This is a genomic window from Kitasatospora sp. NPDC059462 (assembly GCF_042749955.1).
In the GTDB taxonomy this organism is placed as follows: Bacteria; Actinomycetota; Actinomycetes; order Streptomycetales; family Streptomycetaceae; genus Kitasatospora.
In genome coordinates this window covers 1-15,039 of record NZ_JBHYUU010000190.1, presented here as the reverse complement: position 1 = coordinate 15,039, position 15,039 = coordinate 1, and the positions used below count along the sequence as shown (strand labels likewise).

Annotated in this window: 13 protein-coding genes; 7 read left to right on the top strand and 6 right to left on the bottom strand. The window is 76.9% G+C overall.

Features of this window, described 5'->3' with window-relative positions:
• Positions 1-66: 66 nt before the first annotated feature.
• The 5 genes from ACFXAM_RS32265 to ACFXAM_RS32245 all read left to right on the top strand — a co-directional run bounded on the left by ACFXAM_RS32265 (position 67) and on the right by ACFXAM_RS32245 (position 8,266).
• Complete coding sequence (locus tag ACFXAM_RS32265) at positions 67-2,823, top strand: DUF6493 family protein (RefSeq protein WP_380296628.1); 2,757 nt, start codon at positions 67-69, stop codon at positions 2,821-2,823.
• A 584-nt stretch (positions 2,824-3,407) separates the two neighbouring features.
• Positions 3,408-4,199 (top strand): ABC transporter ATP-binding protein, encoded by a 792-nt coding sequence (locus ACFXAM_RS32260; protein WP_380296627.1) that lies wholly within the window; start codon positions 3,408-3,410, stop codon positions 4,197-4,199.
• A complete protein-coding gene (locus ACFXAM_RS32255; RefSeq protein WP_380296626.1) occupies positions 4,184-6,184 on the top strand; it encodes a hypothetical protein in 2,001 nt (666 codons plus the stop codon). The genes ACFXAM_RS32260 and ACFXAM_RS32255 overlap by 16 nt, the downstream gene beginning before the upstream one ends.
• An 85-nt stretch (positions 6,185-6,269) precedes the next feature.
• On the top strand, positions 6,270-7,646 hold the full coding sequence (locus tag ACFXAM_RS32250; protein ID WP_380296624.1) for a sensor histidine kinase: 1,377 nt from the start codon (positions 6,270-6,272) through the stop codon (positions 7,644-7,646).
• A complete protein-coding gene (locus ACFXAM_RS32245) occupies positions 7,610-8,266 on the top strand; it encodes a LuxR C-terminal-related transcriptional regulator (protein WP_380296622.1) in 657 nt (218 codons plus the stop codon). Before ACFXAM_RS32250 ends, ACFXAM_RS32245 begins: the two co-directional genes overlap by 37 nt.
• Here ACFXAM_RS32245 and ACFXAM_RS32240 read toward each other — a convergent pair.
• The gene (locus ACFXAM_RS32240) at positions 8,239-8,922 is read right to left on the bottom strand and encodes a rhomboid-like protein (RefSeq protein ID WP_380296621.1); all 684 of its coding nucleotides are present in this window, start codon (positions 8,920-8,922) and stop codon (positions 8,239-8,241) included. The genes ACFXAM_RS32245 and ACFXAM_RS32240 overlap by 28 nt on opposite strands.
• Positions 8,923-8,979: 57 nt before the next feature.
• On the opposite strand from ACFXAM_RS32240, the gene ACFXAM_RS32235 reads away from it, so the two are divergent.
• On the top strand, positions 8,980-9,312 hold the full coding sequence (locus tag ACFXAM_RS32235; RefSeq protein ID WP_380296620.1) for a hypothetical protein: 333 nt from the start codon (positions 8,980-8,982) through the stop codon (positions 9,310-9,312).
• Positions 9,313-9,336: 24 nt separating this feature from the next.
• Here the strand turns inward: ACFXAM_RS32235 and ACFXAM_RS32230 are convergent, their stop codons facing one another.
• Positions 9,337-9,993, bottom strand: coding sequence for a DUF4291 domain-containing protein (locus ACFXAM_RS32230; protein ID WP_380296618.1), 657 nt, complete (start codon positions 9,991-9,993; stop codon positions 9,337-9,339).
• A gap of 179 nt (positions 9,994-10,172) precedes the next feature.
• Here ACFXAM_RS32230 and ACFXAM_RS32225 point away from each other — a divergent pair, with 179 nt between their 5' ends.
• Entirely contained in the window at positions 10,173-10,721 is a 549-nt protein-coding gene (locus ACFXAM_RS32225) for a universal stress protein (RefSeq protein ID WP_380296616.1), read from the top strand.
• Between the two features lie 45 nt (positions 10,722-10,766).
• Here ACFXAM_RS32225 and ACFXAM_RS32220 read toward each other — a convergent pair whose 3' ends face one another.
• The 4 genes from ACFXAM_RS32220 to ACFXAM_RS32205 all read right to left on the bottom strand — a co-directional run bounded on the left by ACFXAM_RS32220 (position 10,767) and on the right by ACFXAM_RS32205 (position 14,885).
• Positions 10,767-11,387 carry an L-threonylcarbamoyladenylate synthase gene (locus ACFXAM_RS32220; RefSeq protein WP_380296615.1) on the bottom strand — a complete coding sequence of 207 codons (621 nt, stop codon included), beginning with the start codon at positions 11,385-11,387 and terminating at the stop codon, positions 10,767-10,769.
• Between the two features lie 52 nt (positions 11,388-11,439).
• Positions 11,440-12,477 (bottom strand): AI-2E family transporter, encoded by a 1,038-nt coding sequence (locus ACFXAM_RS32215; protein ID WP_380296614.1) that lies wholly within the window; start codon positions 12,475-12,477, stop codon positions 11,440-11,442.
• Between the two features lie 211 nt (positions 12,478-12,688).
• Positions 12,689-13,873, bottom strand: a complete 1,185-nt coding sequence (locus ACFXAM_RS32210) for an alcohol dehydrogenase catalytic domain-containing protein (protein WP_380296612.1) — start codon at positions 13,871-13,873, stop codon at positions 12,689-12,691.
• 46 nt (positions 13,874-13,919) lie between these two features.
• Positions 13,920-14,885: an SDR family NAD(P)-dependent oxidoreductase gene (locus tag ACFXAM_RS32205; RefSeq protein ID WP_380296611.1), complete on the bottom strand. Its 966-nt coding sequence runs from the start codon at positions 14,883-14,885 to the stop codon at positions 13,920-13,922.
• Positions 14,886-15,039 lie beyond the last annotated feature (154 nt).

Below are 15,039 nucleotides of genomic sequence, written 5' to 3'. Positions count from 1 at the left end.
GCCCGGTTGTCAGAGGGGTCGGCTAGGTTCGCGATCATCGACCGGAGCGGGCGGAGGAGGGGTGTCATGGGCGGTCCCAAGGGTGGTCCCACGGGCGGAACGATCGGCTGGGACGAGGTGCGGGCGCTCATCGCCGCGCGGGTGCCGCAGGGGGTGGTCGACCGGCTCTCGCCGGTGCCCGCCGACGAGCTCGGCGCGCTGCGCGCCCCGCTGCGCAAGCTCCGCGCCGAGCTGCTGCGCGAGCTCTCCTCGGGCGACATGCGACGCTACGCCGCCGCCTACGACCAGCTCGCCGCGCTGCAGTTCGCCGGGCTCTACGCCGCCGCCACCCCGGCGGAGGCCCTGGACTGGCTCACCGCGCGCCGCCTGCTCTCCCTCAGCTGGCCGCTGCCCGGTGGCGGTTCCACCGGCGCCGACGCCCGCGTCCTGCTGACGGCCCTGCTCGTGCCGCACCGCGACGCGGCGTTCCGGCGCGAACTGGCGATCAGGCTCGCCGAGTGGCTGCCGGCCCGCGGCGACCACTTCCGCTGGCAGATCACCCACGGCCTCGCCGTCTGGTCGGACACCGAGGTCCCGGCCACCGACGGCTATGTGATCGGCTGGCTGCGCGAGGGATCGTCGATGCGCCACCACCACCGCGAGATCGGCGAGTGGTTCGCCGACCGGGGCCTGCGGGCGCCGGTGCCGCACCACGACACGCTGCTCTCCTGGCTGCGCGCCCAGCCCCGGCTCGCCGCGTTCGTCCGCCGCCTGTTCGAGGTCCCGGACGCCGGCTCCGCGTTCGCCGACCCGTACGCCGCCCGCTCCGGGCCGGACAACGAGTGGGCCAAGGCGCTCGTCGCCCTGGCGGGGGAGGGCCTGCTCGACCGCGCCGAACTGCTCGACCTCTGCCTCGGCCGGCTGCTGCGCGGCGACCGGCCCGGCAACCTGCGGGGATTCCTCCGGCTGTACGCGGAGCTGGCCCCCGACCCGCAGGAGGTCGCCGCCCGGGCGGGCGACCACGTCCGGCTGGCCGCCGACGGCGCGCCGACCGTCGCGAAGGCCGCCCAGGCGGCGCTGCGGTCGACGGACGCCCTGCTCTCCGGCGCGCTGTTCACCGAGCTCACGTCCGCCGTCCTGGCCCGCCCCGAGAAGGCCCTCGCCACCGTCCAGCTGGGCTGGGCCGACGCGGTGCTGCAGCGTGATCCGACCCTGGCCGACGACCTGCTGCCCGCGCTCGCGGTGGCGTTCGGGCACCCGGGCCCCGCGGTCCAGGAACGCGCCCTGCGGCTGGTCGCCCGCCATCTGCCCGGCGCCGCCGACCCGGTGACCTCCGAGACGGTGCGCGCCGCCGCCACCGCGCTCGGCCCCGCCCTGCGGGCGGACGCGTCCGAGCTGCTGGCCGCCCCGGGCGTGACCGCCGGGCCCGCGCCGTCCCCGCAGCCCGTGGGGCCGGCCGCCCTCCCGTCCGCGCCGGCCCTCCCGCCCGCGCCCGCCCTCCCGCCCGCGCCCACCGGGCCGTTCGAGCTCGCCGAGCGGCTGGCCGCCGTGCTGGCCGACCGGGTGCCCGAGCCCGGGGAGTTCGAGGTGGTGCTCGCCGCGCTGATCGCCGAGCACCACCGTGACGCGGCCGCCCTGCGTGCCGCGCTCGCCCCGCTCGCCGCGCGCCGCGGTGACCGCCAGGTCCTGTTCGACGGCATCGGCACCGTCCCGGGCTCGCTGGGCTGCCTGCTCGACGCCCTGGCCGGCCGTGAGCACCGGTCCGCCGCGTTCACGGCCGAACTGCTCGCCCTGCGGTACCCGCTGCGCACGCCCGCCATGATCCCCGCGCTGCGGGTCTTCGAGGCGGCGTGCGAGGTCGCCGACGCGCCGGTGCCGGTGCTGCTCGCCACCCCCACCGCCGCCGACGGCAGCCTCGACCCGGCCGTGCTCACCGAACGGCTCGCGGCCCACCGGGCGGCCGGTGCCCGCCCCTGGCCCGCCGATCTGGCCCAGGCGCTGCTCCGCATACCGCCGCGGGCACGGCCGGCCGTCCGCGCGGCGGCGGCCGGGCTCGGCGGTGAACTGCCGCCCGACGTGCCGCTGCCCGAGCCCGTGGGGTTCCACGTCCACGTCCCGGACGGGTCGCCCGGCAGTTTCCCGCGCATCGCCCCGCCGGCCCCCGCCGCGGTCGTGTCCGAAGGCGTCACCGGGCTGCTCCACGCGCTGCCCGACCCCACCAGGACCGGCTGGTGTGCGGGCCTGTTCCGGTCGTCGGCGGGCCAGCTCGGCCAGCTGCCCTGGACGGCGCCCTGGAAGCCGGACACCGTCGCCGCGCACGGCCTCCCCGAACTGGCCGTCCAGGCGGGCTCGGCGGGCCACCGCGACCCCAACCCCCTGCTGCCCCGGCTCGCCGACCTCCCGGGCGAACCCGGGCCGGTGAGCCACCTCCTGCTCGCCTACGGCATGACCGCCGCCCGCGCCGAGCACCGCACCGCCGCCCTGGACGCCCTGCTGACGCTGACCGCACGGGGCCGGCTCCGGCCGGAGACGCTCGGCGAGCGGCTCGCGGCGCTGTGGCTGCTGTCCGTCGCCAAGCCGAACCGGATCCTGCCCGTCCTCGCCGACGCCGCCCGCAGCGGCGCGGGCCGGGCGGTGTTCTCCGTGCTCACCGCGATGCTCCCCGAGCTCGCCCCCGACCCCGCCCGCCGCGGCCTGGCGGACGTGCTCACCCTCGCCGCCGACTGCGCGGCCGCCGAGCAGATCCGCACCCCGCTCCCCGCCCTCGCCCCCCTCACCGCCCCCACGGCCCCCCGCCGCGTCCGTACGGAGGCGACCCGCTTGGCGGCGATCCTCGCCTCCTGAGGCCGCCGCTGCCCTTCCGCCCGGAACCTGATGGGGTCGGCGGTTGATCAGGGCCTGTCCTCGGGTGGAGGTGTCGGTGGTGAAGGGGCCGGTCCGGCCGTTCCCGGTCGGCTTTGTGGTGTCGGGTGTGCTGCCGGTGCCCGGTCGGCCAGGACGGTGGTGATGCCGGACCCTCGTTGCCTGAAGCCACTGCGGCCCTTCCGCCCGGCGCGTCGGCAGCTGATGGGGCCGGTCCGGGCGTTCTCGATCGGCTCTGTGGTGTCGGGTGTACGGCCGCCGGCCGCCCGTCCAGGCGGTGGCGAGGCCGGACCCACGCTCCCGGCGGGCCTGCCCGTGGGCCGCCTGGGGCGGAGGCGGGGTTTCCGGGCCGTGGCGCCGGTTCGAGGGGGCGGTGTCCGGTGGGTTGGACCGACGCCTGCTGGGTGCGCCGCCGTCCCCGCCCGGGCGGGGAGGAGCGCCGGTGGGTGGCGGGGTGCAGGTCGGGGGTGGGGCTGGACCCACCGTGAAGTGTGTAGCGGGCTGGATTCCGGCTCGATCGTGTCCGTCCTAGCGTTTGCTGTGGGCCGCCCGGTGGGGGTGGGCCGGTGAGCCGGGGAGGTGCGGTGCGGGTGGAGGGCGAGCGGGTTCCGGCGCTGAGGTTGGCGGGGCTGAGCAAGCGGTTCGGGGGCCGCCGGGCCGTGGACGGGGTGGAGCTGACCGTGCCGAGCGGCTCGTTCTACGGGCTGGTGGGGCCGAACGGCGCGGGCAAGACGACGTCGCTGTCGATGGCGGTCGGGCTGCTGCGGCCGGACGCGGGGCGGGCGGAGGTGTTCGGCATCGACGTCTGGGCGGACCCGCTGCCCGCCAAGGCGCTGGTGGGCGTGCTGCCCGACGGCCTGGCGCTGCCGGAGCGGCTGACCGGTCTGGAGCTGCTGCGGTACCTGGGGCGGCTGCGCGGCCTCGACGGGCGGACGGTGGACTCCCGCGCGGAGGAGCTGCTGCACGTGCTGGAGCTGGCGGAGGCGGCCGGGACGGCGGTGATCGACTACTCCACCGGGATGCGCAAGAAGATCGGCCTGGCCCTCGCGATGCTGCACGCCCCCTGGCTGCTGGTGCTGGACGAGCCGTTCGAGGCGGTCGACCCGGTCTCGGCGGCGACCGTGCGGACGATCCTGGGGCGGTTCGTCGCGGCCGGCGGCTCGGTGGTGCTCTCCAGCCATGTGATGCCCCTGGTCGAGAGCCTCTGCGACCACGTCGCGGTGATCGCCGGGGGCCGGGTGGCGGCCGCCGGGACGCTGGCCGAGGTGCGGGGCGGGCGGGCCCTGGAGGACGTGTTCGTCGAGCTGGTCGGCGCCCGGACCGGGGGAGCGGAGGGGCTGGAGTGGCTGGCGTCCTGACGGCCCCGCCGGCGGCGGGCGGCCGGGTCGCGGTCACCGTGCTCACCGGCATGAAGGTGACGGTGCTGCGGCGGTCGATGTCCGGCCCCCGGGCCGCCGGGCTGGTCCTCGGCGCGCTGTGCGGCGGGGCGGGCGCGGTCGGCACCGCGCTGCTCGGTGCGGCGGACTACGCCACCCCCGGGGCCGGGTTCGGTGTCCTGGCGCTGGGGCAGTTGCTGTGGAGCCTGGGGTGGGCGCTCGGCCCGCTGGTCACCGGTGGCGATGCCACCCTGCGGCCCGCCTGGTTCGCCATGGTGCCGGTGCGACCGCGTGCCCTGGCCCTCGGGCTGCTCGGCGCCGGCTTCGTCGGTGTCACCCCGGTGCTCGCGCTGGTCGCCTTCGCCGGGCTGTTCGTCTACGGCGCCCGCCAGGGGCCGGCGGCGGCGCTGGTCGCGGTGCCCGCCGTGCTGCTCCAACTGCTCTTCGTGGTGGTGCTGGCGAGGTTCACCCCGCAGGTGCTGGGCGGTGTGCTGCGCTTCCGCCTCGGCCGGGAGCTGTCCGCGCTGCTGGTCGGTCTGGTGATGGCCGCCCTCAACTCCGGCTGGTTCGCGATCGGCTTCCTGGTCCGGCTCGGCAGCGGCGACTGGGCGGGCGGGGCCGCCGCCGCGGTGCGGCTGCCGCCCTCGGGCTGGGGGGTGGTCGCGGTGGACGCGGCCCGCCGGGCGGACTGGCCGGTGGCCGTCGCCGCGCTGGCCGCGCTGGCGGCCGTCTGCGCGCTGTTGCTGGCGGCCTGGGCGGCGCTGCTCTCCCGGCAGCTCGTGCGCGGCGGACACCCGGCCCGGGCCGCCGCCCGGTCCCGGACCCGGCGCAGGCTGCTTCCCGACACCCCGGTGGGCGCGGTCCTCGGCAAGGAGCTGGTGCTCTGGCGGCGGGATCCCCGCCGGGCCCGGTTCCTGCGGGCGGCGCTCTGGACGGGGGTGTTCACCGCCCTGTTCCCGCTGCTCGACGGCTTCGACGTGCTGCTGCCGTGGGCGGGAGTGGTGGCCGCGCTGTTCGCCGGCGCGTTCTGCGTCAACCTGTACGGCCTGGACGCGGGCGCGCTCTGGCTGACCCTGGTGGTGCCGGGGGTGGAACGCGCCGACGTCCGGGCCCGGCAGGCCGCCTGGCTGCTGGTCACCGCCCCGGTGGCCCTGGTGCTGACGTGCGCCGCCCTCCCGGTCACCCCGGGCGCCGTCCGCCCGTGGGTGTTCGCCGTGCTGCCGGCCGTCCTCGGCGCGGCGGCCGGGCTGATCCCGCTGCTGTCGGTGACCGCCGCCGCCCCGTCGCCCGACCGCCCCGGTGGCGGCCCGCTGGACGACCTCGCCGACGAGAGCGCCGAACACGTCCACGCCCAGGGCCTGGCGGCGTTCTGGCTGCAACTGCTCGCCGCCCTGCCCGCGGCCGGTGTGGTGCTGGCCGGCACCCTGCTGTCCAGTGCACCGCTGCGCTGGGCCGGGGTGCCCGCGGGCCTGCTCACCGGCGCGCTGTACGCGTGGGCGCTGGGCCGGGCCGCCCGACGGCGGCTGGAGGCGCGCGGCCCGGAGCTGCTGGACGTGCTGCGCAAGGGACTCGTCCGCACCGCGGGGCCCGCGGAACGCGACGGGGCCGGGGGCGAGGGCCCGTCGGTGCCCGGGACCGCGCCCGCGCGCGGCCGCGCGGCGGCGGTCGGCCTGCTGACCACCGGCGGCATCCTGCTGATCGCCCCCCAGGGCCTGGTGGCGCTCGGCCTGGCGCTGTTCGCTCCCGCCGCCCGCAGCTGGTTCCTGGCGCTCTACCTGCCCCGGGCGGCGGGGATACCGCTGGCGGTGGCGTTCGTCGTGCTCGGCGCGCTCTGCCTGCGGACGGCACGCCGGCTGGACCGCCCGGACAACCCGCCCCGTCCGCCCCTCCCGCCCCGTCCGCACCGGAAGGAGGAGCCCCGCGGCGTCCCCGACCACCCGGCCCCGTCGGCGGAGCTGGGATCATGACCGGGCGACGGGCCGTCACCGGGCCCGCCCGTGCCCGCCCGTGCCTGCACAGGACGACCCACCACCGAAACGGAGGCCCGGCCCGGTGAACAGCGTGCCGCCCGCCGTCCCCGCCGCTCAGGCCGTCCCCGCCGTCCCGGCCGCTCAGGCCGACCCCGCGGCCCACGCCGTCCCGGCCGCGCTGCGCAGCCGAGGTGCCGCCCTCGGCCGGCTGCTGGTGCTGACGGCCGTCGTCCCCGCCGAACTGCTGTTGCAGGCGGTCGTCCTGGGCAGCTTCGTGCTCTGGTTCGGCCTCGGGATCTTCGTCCTCTTCCCCGCCACCACCCGGCTCGCCCGCGCCGCCGCCGGCCTCGCCCGGGCCTACGCCGGCCGCTGGTCGGGCGTGCCGGTGCCGCCGCCCTACCTGCCGCGCCCCGGGCTCGAACGCACCCTGCACGGCTGGTTCTGGACCGGCCACGACTACCAGAGGAACCGCTGGTTCGCGAGTGCCTCCCGCACCATCCGCTGGCTCTGGAAGGACCCGGCGACCTGGCGCGACGCCCTCTGGGTGCTGCTGAACCCGGTGGTCGGCGGCGCCCTGGCCGCCACCCCGCCGCTGCTGCTCGGCGCCGGCCTCTACGCCCTCGCGTGCACCGCCCTGCCGCTGCCGCTGCCCGGCGGCGCCCGCGGTCTCCCGGTGGCCCCCGCCCTCGCGCTCGGCCTCGCCCTGGCCGCCGCGGGCCCGGCCCTGGCCCGTCCGGCGCTGCGCCTGCACGGCCGCTGGACGCACGCCCTGCTCGGCCCCACCGAGCGCTCCCGCCTCGCCCACCGGGTCGAGCAGCTCACCGAGACCCGCCTGGACGTCACCGAGGCGCAGGCCGCCGAGCTGCGCCGGATCGAACGCGACCTGCACGACGGTGCCCAGGCCCGGCTGGTCGCGGTGAGCCTGCGGCTGGGCGCGGTCGCCGCGCTGATCGACAGCGACCCGGCGCGGGCCAGGACGGTGGTGACGGAGGCGCAGGAGAACGTCGGCCAGGCCCTCCAGGAGCTGCGCGACCTGGTCCGCGGCATCCACCCGCCGGTGCTCGCCGAGCGCGGCCTGGCCGAGGGGCTGCGCGCCCTGGCCCTGGACGTGCCGCTGCGCGTCGAGGTGCGGGCCGAGCTGCCCGGCCGGGCCGAGGCCCCGGTCGAGTCGGCGGTCTACTACGCGGTCAGCGAGGCCCTGACCAACGCGGTCAAGCACGCCGGAGCGCGGCACGTCGCCGTGGACCTGCTCCACACGGACGGTCTGCTGCGCGTCGAGGTCACCGACGACGGCCGGGGCGGCGCGGACCCCGGCCGGGGCACCGGCCTGCGGGGCATCCAGCGCAGGCTGGCCGCGTTCGACGGTACGCTCACGCTGATCAGCCCCCCGGGGGGCCCGACCCGGCTGACCATGGAGCTTCCGTGCGCGTTGTCCTCGCCGAGGACCTCTACCTCCTGAGGGACGGTCTGTCCCTCCTGCTCTCCGCCCACGGGCACGAGATCGTCGCGGCGGTGGGCAGCGGCCCCGAACTCGCCGCCGCGCTCGCCGAGCACCGGCCGGACGTCGCCGTGGTGGACGTCCGGCTGCCGCCCACCTTCACCGACGAGGGCCTCCAGGTCGCCCTGGCGGCCCGCCGTTCCCGGCCCGGCCTGCCCGTCCTGGTGCTCTCCCAGCACGTCGAGCAGCTGTACGCGCGGGAGCTGATCGCCGACGGCGCCGGGGCGGTCGGCTACCTGCTCAAGGACCGGGTCTCCAACGCCGGGCAGTTCATGGACGCCCTGCGCACCGTCGCCTCCGGCGGCACCGTGATGGACCCGCAGGTGATCACCCGCCTGCTCGCCCGCAACGCCGACGACCGTCCGCTCGCGCTGCTCACCCCGCGCGAGCGCGAGGTGCTGGCGATGATGGCCGAGGGGCGCTCCAACGCGGCGATCGCCCAGCGGCTGCACTTCAGCGAGGGCGCGGTCAGCAAGCACACCTCCAGCATCTTCGCGAAGCTGGGCCTCGGCGCCTCCGACGACGACAACCGCCGGGTGCTGGCCGTCCTCGCCTACCTGGACGGGACCCGCTCCGCCTGACGCGAGGCCGCCGGTGCGGTGCGCCGGGCCACCGGCGGCAGCCCCAGCCGGTGCGCGGCCGCGACGGCGAGCCCCGCGAGCAGCGAGACCAGGTGCCCCACGGCGGCGACCTCGCCGTCCGCCACTCCGCCGAGCAGATTGGGCGCCGCCACCGCGAGCATCGCCAGCCACGCCGCGCGCGACCACACCGGCCGGGCCCGGCAGGCCGCCACCGCCAGCGCCGCGACCACCACGTAGGACGGGCCGGTGTCCAGCGCGTGCGCGGCCTCGGGCGGCAGCGCGCCGTGCTCGATCCGCCACCACACCAGGCCCTCGGTCAACGCGGTCGCCGCCACGTGCACCAGCGCCAGCACCGCCACCGCCCGCCGGCCGCCGAGCGCCCCGACCACCGCGAAGACGGAGAGGGCGAACACCGGCCAGATCCACACGGTGTCCTGCGGGACGAACGCCGACACCGCCAGCGAGCCGACCGGGTGACCGTCCGGCCAGGGCCGCAGGTTGTCCAGGTCGGTCGACGCCCACGCGCGCAGCGCCCGCACCCGTTCGGGCGGCAGCAGCCGCAGCACCGGCCACATCGCGGCCAGCGCGCCCACGTACCAGAACGCCGGATCGCGCAGCAGCGGGAGCAGCCGCCGCGGGTCCGGCCGTGGCAGCACCCCCGGCCCTACCGGCCGCGGCGCCGGCGCGCCCCGCCGGCGAGCACCGTTCCCGCGGTGAGCGCCACCGCACCGGCGGCCAGCAGCCCGCCCCGGGAGCAGCGGGACCGGGACAGCGCCGACCAGCGCGCGTTCGCGGAGAGCACCGAGCCGACGCTCAGCCACGACCCGGCGGACAGCACGGACAGCGCCGACCCGGCCGAGCCGATCGACAGGAAGCTGCCGGCCGACCCGATGGACAGCACCGAGGCCGCCGAGCCGATGGACAGCACCGACCCCACGGAGCCGATGGACAGGACGGAGTTCCGGGAGGAACACGCCGCCCGGGCGGACGAGCAGGCCGATGTGGCGGCCGCTGACGAGCGATCACGAAGCTTGGACACCCCATGATCGTAGGGCGCCGCCGCCCGCCGGTCACCCGCCGAGGCGCACCGACAGGCCCTCCGGCAGCGGGTAGGGCCGCTCGTCCGGCAGCAGCAGCCGGGCGGCCTCCGGCTCGCCGTCGCGCAGATGGCCGTGGATCCGCCGCACCAGCGGAGTGACGTCGGTGACGGACACCGTCCACTCGTCCGCGTACCGCCGCGCCGCCTCGCCCGCCAGGCCGAGCTGCAGCGAGCGGTACGGCAGCGGACGCAGGTGCAGATCGCGCTCGGGGTCCCACTGCACCCGGGCGGGCGCCCGCTTCAGCTCGCGCTGCCAGCTCGCCCGGTCGGGGTGCAGGCCGCGCTCGTAGTGCGCCGGGCAGGCGTGCTCCAGGGCCCAGGTGAAGCCGGCCCGGTCGATCTCCACGGCGAGCACGGTCTCCTGCCCCTCCTTGGCGGCCCATCCGCAGCGGTACATCATCCACAGGAACGAGGGCTTGATCCACGTCATCCGGTCGCGCTTCCACTGCGCCGGGAAACGCCCGTCGCGGGCCGCGGCCCGTCCGATCTCCGGCGGGTACGCCTGGTAGACGGTCACGGTGGTGCCGGTGTGGAGGGCGCGGACCCGGCGCCGCGGCTCGGACGCGTCGTCCGGCGGGGCGCCGGCCGGGGCGGTGCGGTCGGGGGCGGGGCTGTTCGGGACGGTCACGGCGCCCAGGGTGGACCGGGCCCGGCGGGCGTCGCCACCGGTTTCCCGCCCGAAGACCGGCCGGGATCCTGCGATGCAAGGCCATATACAGTTAAAGCCTTTGATTTGCAGGCTCGAAGACCCTGTGGAACCATAATCCATAAGCATTCAGCAGATCGAACACCGGAAAGTGAAGGACCATGTCGGACGGCGCGCGCGTCATCGTCGGAGTCAGCGGATCGTTGCACAGCCTGACCGCCCTGCACCGGGCGGCGGACGAGGCGCGCGACCGGGGCGCCGTCCTGGTGCCGGTGCTCGCCTGGACGCCGGCCGGCGGGGAGTACAACTACCGGCTGCGCCCCTGCCCGCCGCTGCTGCGCGCCTGGCAGGCGCTGGCCGACGCGCGCATGGACCAGGCCTTGGAGGAGGCGTTCGGCGGCCTGCCGGCCGGCGTCCGGGTCGAGCCCCTGGTGGTGCGCGGTGAGGTCGGCCCGGTGCTGACCGCGCTGGCCGACCGCCCGGACGACCTGCTGGTGGTCGGCGCAGGACGGCACGGCACCCTGCGCACCACCGTGCGCCGGCTGTTCCAGGGCGGCTCGGTGAGCCGCTACTGCCTGGCCCGCGCCCGCTGCACCGTCCTCGCCGTCCCGCCGTCCGACCTCCAGGCCGATCTGCGCGCCCTGCGCCGCGGCGTCGACCTGCGCGAACTCGACGGCCTCGTCGCCGCCCGGGCCGCCCGGGCCGCCTGAGCCGCCCGGGCCGCCCGGGCCGTGCGCGGCCGGTCACCCCGCCCCTCACTCGAAGCGGCTGACGTCCCCCGCTCCGCGCCGGACGATCTCCGGTCCGCCCCCGGAGAAGTCCACGACCGTCGTCGGCTCCGTGCCGCAGTCGCCCGAGTCCACCACCGCGTCCAGGACGTGGTCGAGGCGCTCCTTGATCTCCCACCCCTGGGTCATCGGCTCCTCCTCGCCCGGAAGGATCAGGGTGCTGGAGACCAGCGGCTCGCCGAGTTCGGCGAGCAGCGCCCGGGTGACGGCGTGGTCGGGGATCCGGACCCCCACCGTCTTCTTCTTCGGGTGCATCAGCCGGCGGGGGACCTCCTTGGTGGCCGGCAGGATGAACGTGTAGCTGCCCGGGGTGGCCGCCTTGACGGCGCGGAAGACGTTGTTGTCGAGCTGGACGAACTGCCCCAGCTGCGCGAAGTCCTCGCACATCAGGGTGAAGTGGTGCCGTTCGTCGAGCCGCCGGATCGACCGGATCCGCTCCAGGCCCTCGCGGTTGTCCAACTGACAGCCCAGGGCGAAGCAGGAGTCGGTCGGGTACGCGATGAGGGCACCGGCCCTGAGACTGGCGGCCACGGTGCCGATGGTGCGCGGCTGCGGGGATTCTGGATGCACATCGAAGTACTTCGCCATTGGCCGACCCTACGGGATCCCGCCGCCCGGCGCCCGGCGGCCGCACGCCCCCTCAGCCGCCGGGGGCGTCGTCGTGGCGCAGGGCGTTGAGCACGGCCCAGGCGACGGAGACCACGGGGACGGCGACCAGGGCGCCGAGGACGCCGCCGAGGACGGCGCCGCCGGTGACGGAGAGGGCGACGGCGACCGGGTGGATGCGGACGGACCAGCCGAGGACGAGCGGATGCAGGAGATGGCCCTCGATCTGGCCGATCACCACGATCAGGCCGAGGACCAGCAGGGCCACCACCGGACCGCGGGCGGCCAGCGCGACCAGGGCGGCGACGGCCAGGGCGATCGGGGAGCCGATCAGCGGGATGAGGGCGGCGACGAACTCCAGGACGATCAGGGGCAGGACCAGGGGCACCCGCAGGATCGCGAGGGCGATGCCGACCAGGACGGCGTTGGTCGCCGCGACGATCAGCACCCCGCGGGTGTAGCCGGCGAAGGTGTGCCACGCGGCGAGGCCGGCCCGTTCCCACAGCGGGCGGGCGCGGGCCGGGAACTGGTGCTGCGCCCAGCTCCACATCCGGTCGCCGGAGTGCAGGAAGAAGACCGAGCAGAACACTGCGAGCGCCAGCCCGGTGAGCAGCTCGACGACCCGCCCCGCACCGCTGAGGGCGGTGCTGAGCAGCGCGGAGCGGTGACCGGCGAGGTAGTCGCCGATCCGGGCCCTGAGATCGGTGGCCGCGCCGGGGTGGAGGTGGAAGGGGGCGCCGGTGAGCCAGCGGTCGATCCGGCCGAGGCCGCCGTGCAACTCGTCGCCCAGGCTGCCCCACTCGGCGGCGACGGTCGTGCCGACCAGGGCGAGGACCCCGCCGACGAGGGCGACGGAGCCGAGGAGGGCGAGCAGCACGGCGAGCGAACGGGGCAGCACCCGGGCCATCAGGTCGACCGGCGGGCGCAGCACGGAGGTGATGACCAGGGCCAGGAACAGCGCGATCACCGGCAGCTGGAGCCGGGTGAGGACGGTGACGGCCAGATAGGCGGCCACGCCCAGCGCGACCAGCCGCCAGGCGTACCCGGCGGCGGTCCGCAGCCCGGGCGGCACCCGCTCGCCGTCGCGCCCGGCCGGGCCGCCACCTCTGCCGGCCGCCCGCCCGGAGATACGCCCGGAGATACGCCCGGAGGCACGCGCGGAGCTCCGGGCGGAGCCCCGCCCGGAGGCACGCCCGGAGGCCCGGTCCGGCCCGGCGCGAGAGGCCGGACCGGGCCCGCCGGAGCGCCGGGGGCGCCCGTGTCCCGCGGTCATGGCGCGCCGCTCAAGGCCGGAACAGCACCTTGACCACACCGTCCTGCTTGCGCTGGAACAGCTCGTACGCGGCCGGTGCCTCCGCCAGCGGCAGGTGGTGGGTCGCGAAGCCGTCCACGCCGAGCGGGTCGCCGTCGCCCAGCAGCGGCAGCAGCTCGTCCGTCCAGCGCAGCACGTTGGCCTGGCCCATCCGCAGCCGCAGCTGCTTGTCGAACATGGTCAGCATCGGCAGCGGGTCCGTCATGCCGCCGTACACGCCGGACAGCGAGACGGTGCCGCCGCGGCGCACCATGTCCACCGCCAGGTGCAGGGCGTGCAGCCGGTCCAGGCCCACCCGGGTCATCAGCCGGGCGGCCAGCGCGTCCGGCAGCAGCGAGGTCATCCGCTGCGCCGCGGTGGCGGCGGGGGAGCCGTGCGCCTCCATGCCGACGGCGTCGATCACGGCGTGGGGGCCGCGTCCGTCGGTGAGGTCCCGGGCGGCGTCGGCCACCCGGGAGCCGAGCCGGGCCAGGTCGAGCACCTCGACGCCGCGCTCGCGGGCGCGTTCCAGCCGCTCGGGCACCAGGTCCACCCCGATCACGGTGGACGCGCCGCGGTGCCGGGCGATCCGGGCGCACATGTCGCCGATCGGCCCGAGGCCGAGCACGGCGACGCTGCCGCCGGGCGGCACCTCGGCGTACTCCACCGCCTGCCAGGCGGTCGGCAGCACGTCGGACAGCAGCACGTAGCGGTCGTCGGGCGGCCCGTGCGGGACGACCACGGGCAGGGTGTTGCCGAACGGCACCCGCAGCAGTTCGGCCTGCCCGCCGGGCACCTGCCCGTACAGCTTGGTGTAGCCGAACAGCGCCGCGCCGGTCCCGTAGGCGCGCACCTGGGTGGTCTCGCACTGGGAGTGCAGGCCCTTCACGCACATGAAACAGGTGCCGCAGGAGATGTTGAACGGCACCACCACGCGGTCGCCGGCCTCGACGGCGTGCACGGCGCTTCCGGTCTCGCGCACCACGCCCATCGCCTCGTGGCCGAGGATGTCGCCCTCGTCGAGGAAGGCGCCGAGGACCTCGTACAGGTGCAGGTCCGATCCGCAGAGCCCGGTGGTGGTGACCTCGACCAGGACGTCGGTGGGCTCCTTCAGGACCGGGTCGGCGACGGAGTCGACGCGGATGTCGCGGCGCCCGTGCCAGGTCACGGCTCTCATGGTGTGCTCCTCGCTGGGGCGGGGTCCGGCGCCGCCGGGGCGGGGCTCAGGACGCCGTCGGTTCGTTGTGGGACCGGGCGGCCCGCCGGCCGAGGGCGGTGAGCCGGTCGACCGGTCCGCCGCGCCGGTGCCGGGCCGCCGCCCGGACGCCGGGCACGCCGTGCTCCGGGGCGGACCCGGTGGACGGCAGCAGCCGCGCGGTGAGGGTGAGCAGCCGGCCGGTGGTGGCCGGCGCGAGGCCGTGGGCGCGTGCCGCGGCCTTGGCGAGCGGGGTGAGCACCAGCTCCCGGCGGCCGGTCGCGACCGCCCGGACGATCCGGCGGGCCGCCCGTCGCGCGTCCATCGACAGCAGCGGCAGCGAGGCCGCGGAGGCGAACCAGGCGAACTCGCGTCCGGCCTGGCCGGTGAACTCGGCGGCGGTCTGCGAACCGGTGCGCATCAGGCCCGGGACGACGGTCGTGACCCTGATCCCGTACGGCGCCAGCTCCGCCGCCAGCCCCTCGGAGAGGCCGGTGAGCGCGAACTTGGCGGTGACGTACGGCAGCAGGTGCGGGGCCGGGACCTTGCCGCCGATCGAGCCGATCATGACGATCGAGCCCGCGCCGCGCGCCCGCATCGTCGGCAGCACCGCCTGGACCAGCCGCAGCGGCGCCATCACCATCAGCTCGTGGGCCCGCCGGAAGTCCTGCTCCTGCATGGCGGCGAGCGGGCCGACCTGGATCAGGCCGGCGTTGTTGACCAGCAGGTCCACCTCGGCGCCGAAGCGCTCGCGCACCGCGCCGAGTAGCCTGGCCGGGGTGTCGGCGGCGGTCAGGTCGCACGCGGTGGCGGCCACCTCGCCGGGGCGGCCGCGCAGCGTCCGCAGGGCGCGTTCGAGCGCGAGTTCGTCGCGGCCGCAGAGCATCACCCGGCAGCCCCGGTCGGCGAGCTCGCCCGCGATCAGCAGGCCGAGTCCGCGCGAGGAGCCGGTCACCAGCGCCGTCCGTCCGGCCAGGTCGTTTCCGCCGTGCATCGGCCGTTCCCTCCTCCGCTCGGGGACACCCCCGTCGCCCGGCGTCTGTCCGGCGACGCCGTCGCCAAACACCGTCGCCGAACACCGCCGCCGAACACCGCCGGCAGTGAGCCGGCGAGCGGGTGGGCGGTCGGTCGGGCGGACGGGTCCGGCC